Here is a 17,037-nt window from a genome sequence, read left to right as displayed (position 1 = left end):
CAGAGAGGCCGAGACGTTTCGTGGCGATGTCGACCTTCAACGCTCGTGGAGGAATCCCCATGCAGAGGCTGTCCCACCGCTCGCTCGCGTGCGCGCTCGTCGTGCGCGCGGCGCCGCTGGTCGCGCTGATCACGCTCGTCGCCGTCCCCGCGTCGCTCGCGGCGCAGGCCACGGCGACGGGCCGCGTGGTCGGCGTGATCACGGACGAGAACCACGCGCCGGTGCAGGGCGCGCAGGTCTCGCTCACCGGCACGAGGCTCGGCGCGCTCTCGGGGCTCGACGGGCGCTACGTGATCGGCGGCGTGCCGGCCGGCACGTACGAGGTGCGCGTGCAGCGCATCGGACAGCGCCCGCGGTCGGTGCCGAACGTCGTGGTCCGCGCGGGCGAGGCCACCGCGGCGGACGCGTCGCTGGAGGCGGCCGCGGCGTCGTTAGGCGGGGTCGTGGTGTCGGCGTCGCGGCGCGTGGAGAAGATCACCGACGCGCCGGCGACCATCTCCAGCATCGGCACGGAGACGCTGGACCAGTCGGTCGGCAACACGTTCGCCGGCGCGCTGAAGGAGGCGAAGGGGGTCGACTTCATCCAGGTCGGCATGACGGCGATCGCGATCAACGCGCGCGGGTTCAACTCGTCGTTCAACAACCGGTTCCTCATGGTGGAGGACGGCCGCATCTCGGTGCTGCCCGAGAACGGGCTGCCGGTCGGCTCGTTCACGCCGACACCGAAGGTGGATCTCGCCGGGCTCGAGGTGCTCGTCGGCCCGGGCTCCGCGCTGTATGGGCCCGATGCGTCGAACGGCGTGCTGTCGCTGCGCACGAAGGATCCGCGGCAATACAAGGGCGCGACGCTGGAGATCACCGGCGGCAACCGGAGCTACGCCGACATCCAGGGGCGCTACGCGAACACGACGTCGAGCGGTGCGCTCGGCTTCAAGGTGGCCGGCGAGTACCAGACGGCGAACGACTGGGCGAACTACCTGTGCTACACGGCCGGCGGCGCGGTGTCGTTCGCCGCAGGACAGAAGCCGACGTGCGCGACGGGACTCGTGCGCGAGGACAACCTGAAGACCCCGATCGACTGGAAGGCGAAGGTCGCGCGCGGCACCGGCGCGGTCGTCTGGTACGACGGCGAGAACCGTCTCGAGGTGAACGCGGGGATGAGCGTCACCGACGGCGTGGGGCAGACGAACGTCGGCCGCAACCAGCTCTCGGGGTGGAAGTACAACGTCGCGCAGGCGCGCTACACGACGCCGCACTGGTACCTCAACGCCTATCGCGCGCAGTCGCAGAGCGGCAAGTCCTTCGCGCTGAACCGCTACGCGGGCGCGCAGCTCACGCCGGCGACCGCGAGCCTGTCGCCCGACTCACTGCGCATGCTGTCGGACTGGCCGAGCGACGGTCGGATGTACGCCGGCGAGGCACAGGGCAACTACGTCGTGGCACCGCTGCGCAACACTGCCGTCGTGTTCGGGGCGCAGTACCGGGACGACGTGGTGAGCAGCGACCGGCAGTGGCTGACGGACCGCATCACGGGCTCCGACATCAGCAACGACCAGAAGGGCGTGTACGCGCAGACCACGACGCCGGTGATGCCGTGGCTCGACGTGGTGCTCGCCGGGCGCTACGACAAGCCGAGCGTGTATCACGCGCAGTGGAGCCCGAAGGCGGGCGTGGTGGTGAAGCCGATCGCGGACCAGGCGCTGCGCGTGACGTTCAACCGCGCGTTCAAGTCGCCGACGATCCTGCAGACGAACTTCTTCATCCCCGACTGGACGAGCATCATCTCGATCTACGGCAACACGACGGGCTTCAAGACGGTGAACGCCGCGGGCAACACGGTGTCGACGTACGGCGCGATGGTGCCGGAGACGAACAAGACGTGGGAGTTCGGCTACAAGGGCGTGCTCGCGCAGCGGCTGTACCTCGACGCGACATACTTCCGCTCGGACTACCAGAACTTCATGAGCCCCCTGACGATCGTCGGGAACCCGTTCGCCGCGGGCGGCGCGGCGACGTGGGCCGTGCCGACCGAGAACCCGGGGAACCACATCCCGGTGAACGCGCAGGGACGCATCGTGAACCAGGCGAACATCTCGCCGATCGTCCTGATCTATTACAACCTCGGGAACGCGAAGGTCTCGGGCACGGACATCGGCGCGAACTTCGTCGCCACGCCGCACGTCGAGCTGCGCGGCACGGTGTCGACGGTGAAGATCGACGAGCTGACGACGCCGAGCGGCGCGAGCCCCGAGGCGACGTCGCTGAACTCGCCGACGACGAAGTGGACGTTCGGCGGGACCGCGCGCGACGTCGGACCGCTCACGTTCGGCGCGACGTGGCGCAACGTGAACGCGTACTACTTCCGCTCGGGCTCGAACCAGGGCGTCGTTCCGACGTTCGGCACGCTCGACGCGTCGGTGTCGCTGAAGCTCTCGACGCTGCAGAACACGATGCTCAACCTCGGCGTGAGCAACCTGCTCTCGTGCACGGCGCAGGACGTGACCTACGTGCCGGCCAGCAAGCTCCCGACGGGCGCGCAGCCGAACAGCATCATCGACCAGGAGGACCGCTCGTGTGGGTTCAATCGCCGCCACGTCGAGATGATCAACATGCCCGAGATCGGACCGATCGCGTTCCTCGGCGTGCGGTTCCAGCGGTGACCGCGGCGCCGACGCAGCCGCCGGCCGTCACGGTGCCGGCAGCGGAGGGGCGGTTCGAGTGGCACACGTACGCCGGAGCGCCGGGTGCCCGCCGGTACAAGCTGTACGTGCCGGCGAGCTACGACGCGCGCCGACCCGCGCCGCTCGTCGTGATGTTGCACGGCTGCACGCAGGATCCCGACGACCTCGCGCGCGGCACGCGGATGAACGCGGCGGCCGAGCGCTCCGGCGCGCTCGTCGCGTACCCCGAGCAGGTCGCGACGGCGAACCCGCTGCGCTGCTGGCGGTGGTTCGAGGCCGCGCAGCAGCGGCGCGACGGCGAGGAGGTGGCGCTCGTGGCGGGGATCACGCGCGAGGTGATGCAGCGGTTCGCCGTCGACGCGCGGCGCGTGTACCTCGCGGGGATCTCCGCCGGCGGCGCCATGGCGCTCATCGTCGCCGCGTCGCACCCGGAGCTCTACGCTTCGGCGGCGTCGCACTCTGGCGTGGCGGTCGGCGTCGCGGTCACGGCGGAGGCGGCGTGGGCGATGATGCGCACCGGTGCGCCGGACGGCATGGACCTCGCCGCGCGGCTGCTCGCGGTCGCGGGCGAGCCGAGTCGCGCGGTGCCGCTGCTGGTCGTGCACGGGCTCGCGGACAACACCGTGAGCGCGCGCAATGCGCGCCAGATCGCGGAGCAGTGGGCGATGGCGTTCGGCCCCGTGCCTAACGGCGCGCCGGAGTCGGCCGAGGTGCGCGGGCGGCGCGTGGAGCTGGCGCGGTGGGGCCGCGGCGGGTCGACGCTCGTCGAGCTCGCGGTGGTGTCGGAGCTCGGGCACGCGTGGTCGGGCGGCTCGCGCGCCGGCACGTTCGCCGACGAGGCGGGCCCCGAGGCGACGGAGCTGATGCTCGCGTTCTTCGCGCGGCATCCGAGGGACGAGTGACGACGAGCGCGCAGGTCGGCGCCGCGTACGCGACGCCCACGAGGGGCGTGGTCACGGCGTGGCCAAGCTTTCCGGAGGGCGACGACGCGGTCGCGCGGTGGGCGCGGCTGGCGCCGCAGCGCGCGGCGGTGATCGACGGCGTGACGGGGCGTCGCACGACGTACGCGGCGCTCGACGCGATGGCGATGCGGTGGGCGGCGCGGCTCGCGCGCCACGGCGTGCGGCGTGGCGACCGGGTGGCGCTGCTCGCGGGGACGCGCGTGGAGTGCGTGGCGCTGTTCCACGCCTGCCTGCGGCTCGGCGCGGCGCTCGTGCCGCTGAACTGGCGGCTCTCGGTCCCCGAGCTCGCGCGCGTGCTCACGGACGCCGAGCCGGCGGTGCTGGTGATCGACGAGCGCCACGCGACGGTCGCCGCGCGCGCCGAGGCGGAGCGCGGCGCCGCGACGCCCGCGCTGGCCCTCGACGCCGCGGACGACGAGGATTCGACGCGCGTGCCTAACGTCGTCGCCGGCGCGGCCGACGACGCGACGATGATCCTGTACACGTCGGGGAGCACCGGTCGGCCGAAGGGCGTCGTGCTCCCGCGCCGCCAGCTGCTGTTCAACGCGATCGCGACGACCGTCGGCTGGCGGCTCGGTCCCGACGACGTGGCGCCGGTGGCGACGCCGATGTTCCACACCGGCGGGTGGCACGTGTTCACGACGCCGTTGCTGCACGTCGGCGCGACGGTCGTGCTGTGCGACGGGTTCGACGCGGACCGGTTTCTCGCCGCGCTCGACGAGCAGGCGTGCACGGTCGCGTTCGCGGTGCCGACGCAGCTCACGATGCTGCTCGCCTCGCCGCGGTGGGGCACGCCGCTGCCGCGGCTTCGCTACTTCATCTCCGGCGGCGCGCCGTGTCCGCCGAGCGTGCGCGCCGCGGTGCGCGCGGCGGGCTACGGCATGCGGCAGGGGTACGGTCTGACGGAGTGCGGCCCGAACTGCTTCGCGACGAACGACGAGACCGCGGACGCGCATCCGCACACCGTCGGCTGGCCCAACGTGGGGCTCGAGATGCGGCTCGTGCGCGACGACGGCACCACGGCCGACGTCGACGAGCCGGGCGAGCTGTGGCTGCGCGGCCCGCAGATGTTCGCCGGCTACTTCCGCGCGCCGGATCGCACCGCCGAAGCGGTGACGTCCGACGGCTGGCTGCGCACGGGCGATCTCGCGTGCCGCGACGCGGCGGGGCGTTACACGATCTGCGGCCGGAAGAAGGAGATGTACATCTCGGGTGGCGAGAACGTCTTTCCGGGCGAGGTGGAGGCGGTGCTGTGCGACGCGCCCGACGTCGCGGAGGCGGCCGTCGTCGGCGTGCCCGACGCGAAGTGGGGCGAGGTGGGGCACGCGTTCCTCGTCGCCGCGCGCGGCGCGTCGATCGATCCGGCGGCGGTGCTCGCGCACGCGCGCGGCGCGCTCGCCGGCTACAAGCTGCCGAAGCGCCTAACGGTGCTGGCCGAGCTGCCGCGGCTCGGCTCGGGGAAGGTGGACCGCGCGGCGCTCGCCGCGCGCGCGGGAGCGGAGTCGTGACCGTGGCGGAGCTCGTCGCGAAGGGATCGACGATCCGTGCGACGCTGGAGTTCGTGTCGAGCACGCGCGGCGAGGCGGCGCGGCGCGAGGTGCTGACGCGGCTGTCCGACGCGGACCGCGCGCTCGTCGAGTCGCTCAGCGCGACGGACGAGGTGCCGTTCGCGCTCTGGCTGCGCGTCTCCGAGGCGACCGACGCGGTGGTCGGTCCGGCGGTGCCGGACTGGCCGGAGCGCGCCGGCGCGCTCGCCATCGAGTCGCTCGGCGTGCAGCTCTACGGCGGCATCCTGCGCAAGTCGTCGCCGCTCGCGTTCGCGACGCAGAGCGTGTCGCTGTTCCGGCTGTACTACCACCCGGGCGACATGAAGGTGGTGGAGACGGAGTCGATCGGCGATCGGGGCGGGCGGGTGGTGCTCCGGCTCGTCGGCTTCGACCACACGAGCCGCCACTTCTGCCGCCGTCAGACCGGGGGACTCGCGAAGGCGGTGGAGATCGCGGGGGGCGAACGCGCGCGCGTCCGTCACGTCCGCTGCGCGCTGGAAGGCGATGCGTTCTGCGAGTGGGACCTGAAGTGGGAATGATGCGGTAGCCCAGGGGAACCTGCGGTCTCTGTTCGGGGTACCAGTTCCCGCTCCGTGGGGAGCCTGTGCCGGCCCGGTCGGGCGGCGCAGCGGACTGGACGACACCGCCTGGAGGAGACCGACATGGCACAGGAGACCGAGCTGACCCGGCTGCGCGACCCCTTCGCGCCCGAGGACATCGAGTGGCGGGTGCAGACCGCCGGCGAGAAGAACGGGAAGCCGTGGGCGCGCGTGCTCGCCTACGTCACGAACCGCGCGATCATGGACCGCCTCGACGAGGTCGTGGGGCCGGCGAACTGGCAGAACGTGTACAAGGAAGGCCCTGCCGGCGGCGTGATCTGCGGGCTCTCGGTCCGCGTCGCGCGGTCGGACGGCACGAGCGAGTGGGTGACGAAGTGGGACGGCGCGGAGAACAGCGACGTCGAGCCGGTGAAGGGCGGGCTCTCGAACTCGATGAAGCGTGCGGCGGTGCAGTGGGGCCTCGGCCGCTACCTGTATGATCTCGAGGAGGGGTGGGCGCAGGTGCACGACGGCGGCCGCTTCAGCGCGAAGACGAAGGACGGCAAGTGGTTCAAGTGGGACCCGCCGACGATGCCGGAGTGGGCGCTGCCGAAGGCGCAGGTCGCGTCCGTCGATCAGCTCGCGCGCATCGACGCGCTGCTCAGCCAGGTGCGCAATGCGAAGGTCGCGGGCGGCATCCGCAAGCGCGTCGCCGAAGGGCTGACCCGCGCCGCGGCCGACGACGCGATCCGCTTCCTGGAAGCTCGCATCGCCGTGGAGACGGAGTCGCAGCGGGCCGCCTGACCGGCGAGGGCAGGAGGGCAGGAGGGCAAGAGGGCAGGAGGGCCTAACGACTCTCCTGCCCTCTTGCCCTCTTGCCCTCCTGCCCTCGACCGTTAGGCCGCCGAGTCGATCGCCGCGTACATCCCCGACGTCGCCGCCGCCTGCGCGGCGGACTCGCGCGCGGCGGCGAACAGCGTGTCGGCGGTGCGGCCCTGGCCCGGCGCGACGGCGACGCCGATGCGGACGTGGGTGCTGCGCGTGGTGGGGCGCGGCGCGGCGAGCACGCCGGTCGCCGCGTCGCGCAGGCGGTCGGCGGCGCCGCGCGCCTCGCTCGGCTGCGTGTCCGGCAGCAGCACGGCGAACTCGTCGTCGGCGAGACGACCCACGAAGTCGCCGCCGCGCGTGTTGCGACACAGCGCGTCCGCGACCCGGCGCCGCAGCTCGTCGAGCGTCGTCGGCGCGGCGCCCGCCGACTGCCGTCGCGCGAGCGCGTCGGCCGCGTCGATCGTGACGACGAGCACCGCGACCGTGCGGATCGCCGCGCCGCGCGACGAGAGCAGCCGCCCGCACTCCGCGTGCACGAGCGGCGCGAGCGGGAGCCGCGTCAGCGGGTCGTGGCCGGGAGGGAGGGGGAGCGCATCGGGGCCGGCCATCAGCTCCGCCGCGGCGAGACGCTGCATCTCCGCGGTGCGCGGCGCCCACGCCGGCGCGACCTTCTCGAACTTCTCGAACACCGCCGGATCGAACGCGGTGCCGATGTCCTTGCGCAGGATCGCCATCGCCTCGTCGTGCGACAGCGCGCGCTTGTACGAGCGCACCGACGTCAGCGCGTCGTACACGTCGGCCACGCACAGGATGCGCGCGACGAACGGGATGTCCTCGCCCTGGAGGCCGTTCGGGTAGCCCTTGCCGTCCCACCGCTCGTGGTGCGACAGCACGATCGGCCGCACGTCCCACGGGAACTCGATGCCGGAGAGCATGTCGACGCCGGCGACCGTGTGGCTGCGCATGAGCGCCCACTCCTCGTCGGAGAGCTTGCCCGGCTTGTTCAGCACCTCCTCCGGGATCACGAGCTTGCCGACGTCGTGCAGCAGCGCGCCGATGCGGAACCAGAACAGCGACTGCTCGTCGAGCCCCGCCTCCTCGGCGATCATGCACGACAGATCCGCGACGCGCTTGCAGTGACCCTGGGTGTACCGGTCCTTCGCCTCGATGGACTCACCCCAGCGGCGCGCGACCTCGACGAACTCGTCCTCGATGCGGCCGACGCGGCGGCCGATGTCGGCGAGGTCGCGTCGCGCGCGCAGCGCCTCGAACAGCTTGTGCGCGGAGTTGAGCGCCTTCAGGGTGTCGGCGTTGCGACCCTGGCGACGGAAGAGCTCCGCCTGCTCGCGCGCCGTCTCGGCCTTCAGCAGCAGGTCGCCGCGCGACTCCGCGTTCTCGCGCGCGCGGTCGAGATGCTGCTCGGCCTCCGCGTACGCGCCCTGCTCGCGCGCGACGACGCCGAACATCTTGTGCGCGTCGCCGATGCCGGCGGAGTGCGTGGTGCGGCCGCAGACGTCCATCGCCGACTCGACGGCCTTGCGCGCGTTCTGGGTGTCGCCGCGCGCGACCCACATCTCGGCGAGGTTCACGTGCATCAGCGCGAGCGCGTCGAGGTCGCCGATGCCGGTGATGATGCTCGACGCTTCCGCGTACACGCGCTCGGCCTCGGCCCACTGGCCGAGGTCGACGTGCAGCATACCCATGTTGTTCAGCGTCGCGGCCACGTCGCGCACGAGCCCCGCGGCGCGGTACTCGGCGAGCGCGCTCTGATAGTGAGAGAGCGCGAGCTGCAGGTCGCCGCGCACCGTCGACACGATGCCGAGGTGCATGGTCGCGAACGCGCGCACGCGGCCGGAGTTCGCGACGCGCGCGCGGGCCATCGCGTCGCCGAACAGCCGCTCGGCGTCGTCGAGCTGACCGAGCTGCAGATGGACGATGCCCGCGTTGTTCAGCGCCTGGCCGGCACCGCCGTCGTCACCCGAGGCGGTGCACACGGCGAGCGCTGCCTCGAGACAGTCGAGCGCGGCCTCGGCGTTCCCCTCGATGTGGAAGCTGCGCGCGCTCACGCGCAGCGCTTCCGCGGCGATCGTCGGCGCGTCGCCGGTGCGCGGCAGGCCGCGCAGCACCTCGCCCGACATCGCACGCGCCTCCGCGAGCCGGCCCGCCATGACGGCGGACCGCGCGGCATCGAGCAGCTCCTCGGGCGTGCGACGCACGGGCGCCGCCGCGAGAGGCTTGCCGAAGACCGGGTCGGAGGAGAGTGGGCGCGTCATCGAGAGGTGGGGGCGGCGACGCGCTCAGTCGAACGCGCGCCGCCGCGGGGGCTGCGTCAGTGGCGGCCCCAGGAGACGATGTAGCCGGAGAAGTGCCAGATGTCGGTGCGCAGCTTGTGGCCGCGCACGTCCATGCTGGTGTTGAGATCCTCGAACGAGTTGGCCGTGCCGGCCGCCGCGTCGACGTCGCTGCGCGTCTTGAAGTACGACACGATCGGCGAGCCGCCGTCGTGCCCGTCGACCACGGCGTCGCGGATGTCCTGCTCGATCTCCAGCGGTCGCGTGAACGTCGCGCCCGACGGCTCGAACTCGTACGCGAACTGCGAACCCGCGATCGCCGTGACGGTGATCTCGAGCGACTCGGTGCCCGCGGGGAGCGCGTTGCTCGGCACCTTCACCTTCAGCCCCGCGGCATCGAGGCGGATCACCGCGCCGTTGCGGTCGACGACCACGCGGCGCGTGACGTCGTCGCCGAGCGGCGTGCGACGCTGCACGGTGGCGACGCGCACCGCCGTGGACGACGACGAGAGCGAAGGGATGCTGGGGCTGAGCTGCGTCCGGGACGCGTCATCGCACGCGCCGAGGGCGACCACGGCGGCGGCGACGACAGCGAGTCGAGCGGTGCGAAGTCCAGTCATACGAGTTCCAACTCCATGGGCATGGGTTGCGGGGCATCGTGCGTCACCCCGTCCTGCTCGGTCGTTCGCGTCCCGCCCCCAAAGCCGCCCAGTCCACCACGTGCTGGAGCCATACCTCTGGCGGCAGTCTCGGCGCTCCTTGCCGGGAACTTGAGGCTGGGTGGCGGCGGGCCGGGGCGTGGGACGTCCCACTGGCGAAACGACGAGACGGTCCGTGACCCGGTCACGGGTGGGGGCGTCCTCCCGTGTGACCCAGCGCACGTCCCAGGCAAACCGACCTCAGCCGTAGGGCCCCGCCGCCTCCGATGTCCACTTCCATCCTCCGCTCGCCGTCGCGCCGCGCCCGCCTCTCCATGAGCGCCGCCGCGCTCCTCGCCCTCGCCGCGTGTGGACGCGACCGACCCGCGAGCGGCGCCGGGTCGGGGAGCGGCGCGGGGGACGTCGGCGGCACGCTCGTGATCGCGACGGCCGGCGACGCCGACATCCTGCTGCCGCCGCTCGTCGCGAGCCTGCAGGCGGCGCAGATCACGTCGCAGCTCTTCGACCGGCTGGCGGAGATCGACAGCACGATGAACACGGTGGGCGACGCCGCGTTCGCCCCGCGGCTCGCGAAGAGCTGGACGTGGTCCGGCGACTCGCTGTCGGTGCGGTTCGCGCTCGATCCGCGCGCGCGGTGGCACGACGGCACGCCGGTGCGCGCGGCGGACGTGAAGTTCAGCTACGAGGTCTACGCGGATCCGGCGACCGGCTCGCCGGCGACGGAGCTGCTGCAGAACGTCGCATCCGTGGACGCGCCCGACTCGCTCACTGCGGTGGTGCACTTCAAGTCGCGCCGCCCGGAGCAGTTCTTCGACTTCGTGTACAACGTCTACGTGCTGCCGCAGCATCTGTTAGGCGGCACGCCGCACGCGGCGCTGCGCACGACGCCGTTCGCGCGGCAGCCGGTGGGCACGGGGCGCTTCCGCTTCGTGCGCTGGGAGCCGAACCAGCGCATCGAGATCGTGGCCGACACGACGAACTGGCGCGGGCGCCCGAAGCTCGATCGCGTGATCTGGTCGTTCGCGCCGGATCCGGCGGCGGCGACGGCGAAGCTGCTCTCGGGCGAGGCGGACCTGTGGGAGATGCTGCGCGGCGACGCGATCGGGCAGGTGGCGTCGAAGGCGTCGCTGCGCGCGATGCCGTACGCGTCGCTCGACGTCGGGTTCCTGCTGTTCAACGTGCGGGGCGGCATGTTCGCCGATCGCGCGCTGCGTCGGGCGCTCGCCGAGTCGATCGACCGTGAGGGCCTCGTGCGCAGCGCGCTCGACACGCTCGCGTACGTGGCGACGGGCCCCGCGCCGCGCGCGCTCGACGGCAAGCCGCACGGCGCGATCACGCACGATCTCGCCGCGGCGGCGCGCACGCTCGACTCGTTGGGCTGGCGCATGGGGCCGGACTCGGTGCGCGCGAAGAGCGGCAAGCCGCTCGCGTTCGGGCTCATGGTGCCGACGACGAGCCAGGTGCGCATCCGGCTCGCGGTGCTGCTGCAGGAGCAGCTGAAGCAGATCGGCGCGAAGGTGACGATCGAGCAGCTGGAGCCGAACGCGATGATGCAGCGCCTGGGCACGCACAAGTTCGACGCGATGCTGCATGCGTGGCACGCGGATCCGTCGCCGTCGACGGTGCGGCAGTCGTGGGGCTCGGCGGCGGCGAACGCGCCGGGGAGCCCGAACGTCGCGGGCTACGCCAGCCGCGCGTTCGACGCGCTCATCGACTCGGCCGCGCTCGCGTTCGACCCGGCGCAGCAGAAGCAGCTCTACGCCCGTGCATACGACACGCTGACGGACGACGCGCCGGCGGTGTGGATCTACGAGCTGCGCAACTTCGCCGGGGTGCACCGTCGCGTCCGTCCGGCCGGGGTGCGCGCCGACGCGTGGTGGGCGGCGCTCGGCGACTGGTCGATCCCGGCCGGAGAGCGGATCGCGCGCGACAAGATCGGGCTGCGTACGGCGTCCGCGCGCTGACTCACGGCGGCTCGGCGAATCGAACCGCAGAGGACGCAGAGGGCCGCAGAGGGCGTCAGCAGCAGTCCTCTGCGGCCGAGCCATGCCCGCGAGTAGATTGTACGAGGATCGTACGAACTCTCTCGTCTCCGAGATCACGACCGTGACCGTTTCCGTCCGTTTCGGCCTGCCGCACCTCCGGGCCGAGCTGCTCGACCCCGACGAGGCGCGCCGCATCGACCCGGCGCTCGCGACCCCGTCCGCGCCCGACGTGTGGGTGTACCGCTACCACGAGCCCGACGCCGGCTGGAGCCTCAGCGTGGCGACGCTCGCCGCGCCCGGCTCGGAGCGCATGTCGCTCGGCGGCTTCCGCATCGCCCCGCCCAGCCGCGCCGCGCTGCCCGGCTACGACAACGACCGCGAGGCGATCGAGCTCGCGGTCGGCATGGAGGAGAAGGTGTACTGGTCGCGCGTGCTCCGCGTCGCCGGCCCGCTCGGGCGACGGCACCTCGACCGCATCGTGGGCGGCAAGTGCGTGCTGCTGCCGACGCCGGAGGCGCGGGTGGGCCAGCCGCGCGACCACGAGCTGCTCGACTTCGCCGTGCAGTGCCTGCGCGACGTGAACGCGTCGGGCGACATCCAGGTCGTCACCGGCCAGGACCTCGGGCACGGCGCCATGAGCGACGGCCGCACGACGTCGCTCGCCTACATGCATGCGCGGTTCGACGGCAGCGTCACCGCGGACACCTCGGCGCCGACGGCGGAGGGCAACTTCCAGCTGCTGCGCGGCATGCTCGCCGGCGCCGGCGTGCCGATGGAGCGCGCGCGCGTCGCGCTGTTAGGCGCGGGCAACATCGGCCGCCGGATCACCGAGCGGCTGTTGGAGACCGGCGTCGGATCGATCACCGCCGTGGAGCCGTCGCCCGACGCGCGGGCCCGTCTCGCGGAGCGCGGTGTGAGCGCGTGGCCCGCGGAGCGGAAGCTCGAGGCGCTGGCGCTGCCGGTGGACGCGGTGCTCGTCAACGCCGCCGGCGGCTCGCTCGACGACGCGGCCGTCCACGCGATCGCCGCGAACCCGCACGTGCGGGTCGTCTGCGGCTCGGAGAACCTCGCCATGCCTAACGCGGCGAACGAGCGCGTGCTGCTCGGCGCGGGGAAGGTCTACTGCCACCCGGAGCTCGGCGGCATGATGGGCTACCTCACCGCCGTCGAGGAATACCTCGCGCGCCGCCAGGGCACGCCGTTCGACGTCACCACGCTGCTGCACGCCGCGCACCGGCTGTACGACGTGGGGCTCGAGGCGACGGTGCGCGTGGTCGCGGGGCGCTTCCGCGAGAGCTTCCAGGACGCGGCGCGGGCGATCTATACGGCGTAGCTGCGTGGCTGCGTGGCTGCGTACCGTTAGGCGGTCACGCAGCCACGCAGCGACTCACCGGTTCTTGAATTTCGCGATCGCGTTCCGCGTGAAGTCCGACAGCACGAGCCGCCCGCTCATCTCGGCGCGGCGCGCGAGCAGCTCGTCCCAGTCGTCGGTGCCGGACCACGCGGCGCGCTTGATGAGCGCCATGGCCTCGGGGTTCGACGCGGCGAGGCGTGCGGCGAGCACCTGCACGCGCTCCTCGAGCTCCATCGGCGTCTCGGCGAGCTGCGTGTAGAGCCCGTGCGTGTGCGCCCACCGCGCGTCGCGCCAGTCGGCGTCCACCGCCATGCCCTGGAACGCGGCGAGGCCGATCTTGCGCTCGATCACCGGGCCGACGACGAACGGGCCGATGCCGACGGCGAGCTCGCTCAGCTTGCACGCCGCCGTCGTCACCGCGACCGAGTAGTCCGACGCTGCGACGAGACCGACGCCGCCGCCGGCGACCTTGCCGTGCACCGCCGCGACGACGAACTGCGGGCAGCGCAGCATGGCGAGGATGACGCGCGCGAAGCCGAGGAAGAACTCCTTGCCCGCGTCGGCGTCCGCGATCGCCGTCAGCTCGTCGAACGACGCGCCGGCGCAGAACGGGCCGGGGCCGTCGCTGCGCAGCACGATGACGCGCACGTCGCGCTGGCGGCCGGCGTCGGCGACGCGCTCGGCGAGGTCGCGCAGCAGCGCGGCGGGGAGCGAGTTCCCCTTCGGGTGGCCGAAGCGCACGGTGGCCACGCCGTCGTGCACGTCGACGACGACGCGCCCGTATGCCGGGAGCGCGTGGAGGGGCGATGCGGGGGGCACGGTCATGGAACTCTCGCGGGCGTCGGCTCTATACCAGGGGAGGGTCGGCTATATTTAACGTCGAACGGAAGCGTCCCGAGATCCCAGTAGCCGGAGCATCGCCCGTGAGCACGCTGGCCACGCCCGAGAGCATCCCCGCCGACGAGAGCGCCCGACTCGCCGAGTTCGAGGCGCGCATCGCGGCCGGGGAGACGATCGAGCCGAAGGATTGGATGCCCGAGCGCTACCGCAAGCAGCTCGTGCGCATGATGAGCCAGCACGCCCACTCCGAGATCGTCGGCATGCTGCCGGAGGGGAACTGGATCACGCGCGCGCCGAGCCTGCGGCGGAAGATGTCGCTCATCGCCAAGGTGCAGGACGAGGCCGGGCATGGGCTGTACATCTACTGCGGCACGGAGACGCTCGGCGTCGATCGCGCGGAGCTCGTGGCCGAGCTGCTGTCGGGGAAGGCGAAGTACTCCAGCATCTTCAACTACCCGACGCTGACGTGGGCCGACATCGGCGTGATCGGCTGGTTCGTCGACGGCGCGGCGATCGTGAACCAGACGGTGCTCGCGAAGACGAGCTACGGCCCGTACGCCCGCGCGATGATCCGCATCTGCAAGGAAGAGAACTTCCACAAGCGGCAGGGCTTCGAGATCGTCGCCACGCTCGCCGCCGGCACGCCGGCGCAGCGCGAGATGGTGCAGGACGCCGTGAACCGCTGGTGGTGGCCGACGCTCATGATGTTCGGGCCGAGCGACAAGGATTCGCCGAACAGCGGGGAGCTGCTGCGCTGGCGCGTGAAGCGCTTCACGAACGACGAGCTGCGGCAGCGCTTCGTGAACCTCACGGTGCCGCAGGCGCAGGCCGTGAACGTGTCGCTCCCGGATCCGGAGCTGCGCTACGACGCGGCGTCGGAGAGCTGGGTGTTCGGTCAGATCGACTGGGACGAGTTCTGGCGCGTCGTGAAGGGCGACGGCCCGTGCAACCGCGAGCGGCTGGCGGCGCGCAACAAGGCGCACGACGAGGGCGCGTGGGTGCGCGCCGCCGCCGAGGCGTATGCCGCGAAGCGCGACTCGCGTCGGGACGCGGGACGCGGGACGCGGGACGCGGTTGCGCAATCGAGCGTGGCATGACGAGTCCCGAGTCCCGCGCCTCGAGTCTCGACTCGTCCGACACGCAGTGGCCGCTGTGGGAGGTGTTCACGCAGGAAGGGCAGGGCGCGCCGCACGAGCACGCGGGAAGCGTGCACGCCGTGGACGCCGAACAGGCGCTGCAGAACGCGCGCGACGTCTATGCGCGGCGCGGCAAGATCGTCAGCGTGTGGGTGGTGCCCACCGCGTCGATCACGGCGTCGACGCCCGACGACATGGGCCCCTTCTTCGATCCGGGCAACGACAAGCCGTACCGGCACCCGCAGTTCTACAAGGTGCCGCGCGGCGTGCGGGTGTACTGACGTGGGCTACGGCAATCCGCCCGACGAGCCGGAGACCGGGGCCGGGTCCGACGCGCCGCCTGCCGTCCGGCCGCTGAGCGCGACCGCGGGCCACGTCGTCCCCACGTGGACGTCGGGCGTCACCGACAACGCGCTCGCCGAGTACCTGCTGCGGCTCGGCGACGACCGGCTGGTGCTCGGCCAGCGGCTGGCCGAGTGGTGCGGCCACGGGCCGATCCTCGAGGAGGACATCGCGCTCGCGAACATCTCGCTCGACCTGTTCGGCCAGGCGGCGCTGCTGCTGAAGCTCGCCGGCGAGACGGAGGGGAAGGGGCGCGACGAGGACGCGCTCGCGTTCCTGCGCGACGCGGTGGAGTTCCGCAACGTGCAGCTCGTGGAGCTGCCGAAGGGCGACTTCGGCTTCACGATCGCGCGGCAGTTCCTGTTCGACGCGTACTCGGAGCTCTGCTACGCGGAGCTCGCGCGCAGCACGCACGCGGAGCTCGCGGGAATCGCGTCCAAGGCGCACAAGGAGATCCGCTACCACCTGCGCCACAGCACCGACTGGATCCTCAAGCTCGGCGACGGCACGCCGGAGAGTCACGCGCGCGTGCAGTCCGCGTTCGACGACCTGTGGCGGTTCACGGGCGAGCTGTTCGAGTCGGACGACGTCGACCGCGCCGTCGCGGAGCAGGGGATCGGCGTCGACCCGTCGACGCTGCGGCCGCGCTGGCGCACGCGCGTGGAGGCGGTGCTCGCCGAGGCGACGCTGCGCGTGCCTAACGACGGCGTGATGGCGAGCGGCGGGCGCCGCGGCCGGCACACGGAATACCTCGGGCACATGCTGGCCGAGATGCAGAGCGTGGCGCGGGCGCACCCCGGGGCGCAGTGGTGACCTCCGCGTTCGCTGGGGGGACGGCAGACGTCTGGGCCGCGCTGCGCGAGGTGCCGGACCCCGAGGTGCCGGTGATCAGCGTCGTGGAGCTCGGGATCGTGCGCGACGTGGCGGTCGACGGCGACGCGGTGACGGTGACGATCACGCCGACGTACTCCGGCTGTCCCGCGATGCGCGAGATCGAGCGCGACATCGTCGCGGCGCTCGAGGTGCGCGGCTTCGCGCGGGTGGCGGTGCGTACGACGTACACGCCGGCGTGGACGACCGCGTGGATCGACGACGACGCGCGCGAGAAGCTCCGCGCCTACGGCATCGCGCCGCCAGGGCCGCCCGAGGGGCCGGACCTCATCCCGCTGCGCCGCCGGCGCGTGGTACCGTGCCCCTACTGCGGCTCGGAGCGCACCACGCTGCGCAGCGAGTTCGGCTCGACGGCGTGCAAGGCGATCCACTTCTGCGACGCCTGCCGCCAGCCGTTCGAGGAGTTCAAGGCGATCTGACGCCGGCGCGCGCGTCGGCGAGCGACGCGCCGATCGTGAAGTCGACGACGGAGCCGGGCGCGACGCGCAGCACGCCGGTGGACGCGCGCGCGGGCCCCGTCTGCGGGACGGCGAGCAGCGTTAGGCCGTTGGCCGGGATCTGGGTCGCCTGCAGGCGGAACTGCTCCGCACGCCCACCCGGCACGTCGCCGAGCCGCGTCGCGACGCCGGCGCTCACGGAGTAGATCGCGAGCGGACCGGCGAACCGGCTCGACACGTGGATGACGACCGGCGCTGCCGCGTCGGCGAGCGACACCTCGCCGGGCGACTCGATCGTCGTGAGGGGGCGTGGTCCCGGCGCGGTCGCGCACGCCGCGAGGAGCAGCGCGGCGCCGAGCGCGAGCGGTCGAGTCGGGTGCATCTCGTGGGTCTCCAGTGGGTCGATCCTGGCTGCACGTGCAGCTTCGGTGCCTGGCCTGATAGAACGGTCTCGTCGTGTCGGCGGGACGACCGTGACGCGTGTCACCTCGGGTGCGACGGTGATGACCGCGTGCCGGTCGGCGCGGCACTCATGACTCCACGTA

15 protein-coding genes are annotated in these 17,037 nt (G+C 72.5%); 11 read left to right on the top strand and 4 right to left on the bottom strand.

The window, feature by feature from the left end:
* Nucleotides 1–59: 59 nt before the first annotated feature.
* The 5 genes from J421_RS18820 to J421_RS18800 all read left to right on the top strand — a co-directional run bounded on the left by J421_RS18820 (nt 60) and on the right by J421_RS18800 (nt 6,533).
* On the top strand, nt 60–2,660 hold the full coding sequence (locus tag J421_RS18820; RefSeq protein ID WP_025412716.1) for a TonB-dependent receptor: 2,601 nt from the start codon (nt 60–62) through the stop codon (nt 2,658–2,660).
* Nucleotides 2,657–3,583: an extracellular catalytic domain type 1 short-chain-length polyhydroxyalkanoate depolymerase gene (locus J421_RS32885; RefSeq protein ID WP_025412715.1), complete on the top strand. Its 927-nt coding sequence runs from the start codon at nt 2,657–2,659 to the stop codon at nt 3,581–3,583. Before J421_RS18820 ends, J421_RS32885 begins: the two co-directional genes overlap by 4 nt.
* Nucleotides 3,580–5,151 carry a class I adenylate-forming enzyme family protein gene (locus J421_RS18810; protein ID WP_025412714.1) on the top strand — a complete coding sequence of 524 codons (1,572 nt, stop codon included), beginning with the start codon at nt 3,580–3,582 and terminating at the stop codon, nt 5,149–5,151. Before J421_RS32885 ends, J421_RS18810 begins: the two co-directional genes overlap by 4 nt.
* The gene (locus tag J421_RS18805) at nt 5,148–5,729 is read left to right on the top strand and encodes a hypothetical protein (RefSeq protein WP_025412713.1); all 582 of its coding nucleotides are present in this window, start codon (nt 5,148–5,150) and stop codon (nt 5,727–5,729) included. The genes J421_RS18810 and J421_RS18805 overlap by 4 nt, the downstream gene beginning before the upstream one ends.
* Nucleotides 5,730–5,852: 123 nt before the next feature.
* Nucleotides 5,853–6,533, top strand: coding sequence for a Rad52/Rad22 family DNA repair protein (locus J421_RS18800; protein WP_104022797.1), 681 nt, complete (start codon nt 5,853–5,855; stop codon nt 6,531–6,533).
* Between the two features lie 92 nt (nt 6,534–6,625).
* On the opposite strand, the gene J421_RS18795 is transcribed toward J421_RS18800, so the two are convergent.
* Entirely contained in the window at nt 6,626–8,830 is a 2,205-nt protein-coding gene (locus J421_RS18795) for an HD domain-containing phosphohydrolase (protein WP_025412711.1), read from the bottom strand.
* 56 nt (nt 8,831–8,886) lie between these two features.
* Complete coding sequence (locus J421_RS18790) at nt 8,887–9,468, bottom strand: hypothetical protein (RefSeq protein ID WP_148306393.1); 582 nt, start codon at nt 9,466–9,468, stop codon at nt 8,887–8,889.
* Nucleotides 9,469–9,773: 305 nt separating this feature from the next.
* On the opposite strand from J421_RS18790, the gene J421_RS18785 reads away from it, so the two are divergent.
* Nucleotides 9,774–11,471, top strand: a complete 1,698-nt coding sequence (locus J421_RS18785; RefSeq protein ID WP_104022796.1) for a peptide ABC transporter substrate-binding protein — start codon at nt 9,774–9,776, stop codon at nt 11,469–11,471.
* A gap of 142 nt (nt 11,472–11,613) precedes the next feature.
* Nucleotides 11,614–12,825, top strand: coding sequence for a Gfo/Idh/MocA family oxidoreductase (locus tag J421_RS18780; protein WP_148306392.1), 1,212 nt, complete (start codon nt 11,614–11,616; stop codon nt 12,823–12,825).
* Nucleotides 12,826–12,879: 54 nt separating this feature from the next.
* On the opposite strand, the gene J421_RS18775 is transcribed toward J421_RS18780, so the two are convergent.
* Nucleotides 12,880–13,671 carry an enoyl-CoA hydratase/isomerase family protein gene (locus J421_RS18775; protein ID WP_025412707.1) on the bottom strand — a complete coding sequence of 264 codons (792 nt, stop codon included), beginning with the start codon at nt 13,669–13,671 and terminating at the stop codon, nt 12,880–12,882.
* A gap of 98 nt (nt 13,672–13,769) precedes the next feature.
* On the opposite strand from J421_RS18775, the gene paaA reads away from it, so the two are divergent.
* From paaA to paaD, 4 genes are all read left to right on the top strand, one after another.
* Nucleotides 13,770–14,783 carry a 1,2-phenylacetyl-CoA epoxidase subunit PaaA gene (paaA, locus tag J421_RS18770; protein ID WP_025412706.1) on the top strand — a complete coding sequence of 338 codons (1,014 nt, stop codon included), beginning with the start codon at nt 13,770–13,772 and terminating at the stop codon, nt 14,781–14,783.
* Nucleotides 14,780–15,103, top strand: coding sequence for a 1,2-phenylacetyl-CoA epoxidase subunit PaaB (paaB, locus tag J421_RS18765; protein WP_025412705.1), 324 nt, complete (start codon nt 14,780–14,782; stop codon nt 15,101–15,103). The genes paaA and paaB overlap by 4 nt, the downstream gene beginning before the upstream one ends.
* A gap of 145 nt (nt 15,104–15,248) precedes the next feature.
* Nucleotides 15,249–15,977, top strand: coding sequence for a 1,2-phenylacetyl-CoA epoxidase subunit PaaC (gene paaC, locus J421_RS18760; RefSeq protein ID WP_343123355.1), 729 nt, complete (start codon nt 15,249–15,251; stop codon nt 15,975–15,977).
* On the top strand, nt 15,974–16,474 hold the full coding sequence (gene paaD / locus J421_RS18755) for a 1,2-phenylacetyl-CoA epoxidase subunit PaaD (RefSeq protein ID WP_025412703.1): 501 nt from the start codon (nt 15,974–15,976) through the stop codon (nt 16,472–16,474). Before paaC ends, paaD begins: the two co-directional genes overlap by 4 nt.
* Here paaD and J421_RS18750 read toward each other — a convergent pair.
* On the bottom strand, nt 16,461–16,874 hold the full coding sequence (locus J421_RS18750) for a hypothetical protein (RefSeq protein ID WP_025412702.1): 414 nt from the start codon (nt 16,872–16,874) through the stop codon (nt 16,461–16,463). The two genes, paaD and J421_RS18750, sit on opposite strands and share 14 nt — an antisense overlap.
* Between the last annotated feature and the right edge of the window lie 163 nt (nt 16,875–17,037).

The organism is Gemmatirosa kalamazoonensis, assembly GCF_000522985.1.
GTDB lineage: Bacteria > Gemmatimonadota > Gemmatimonadetes > Gemmatimonadales > Gemmatimonadaceae > Gemmatirosa > Gemmatirosa kalamazoonensis.
Note: the sequence above shows the minus strand (reverse complement) of the source record. Positions and strands in the feature narration are given on the sequence as shown.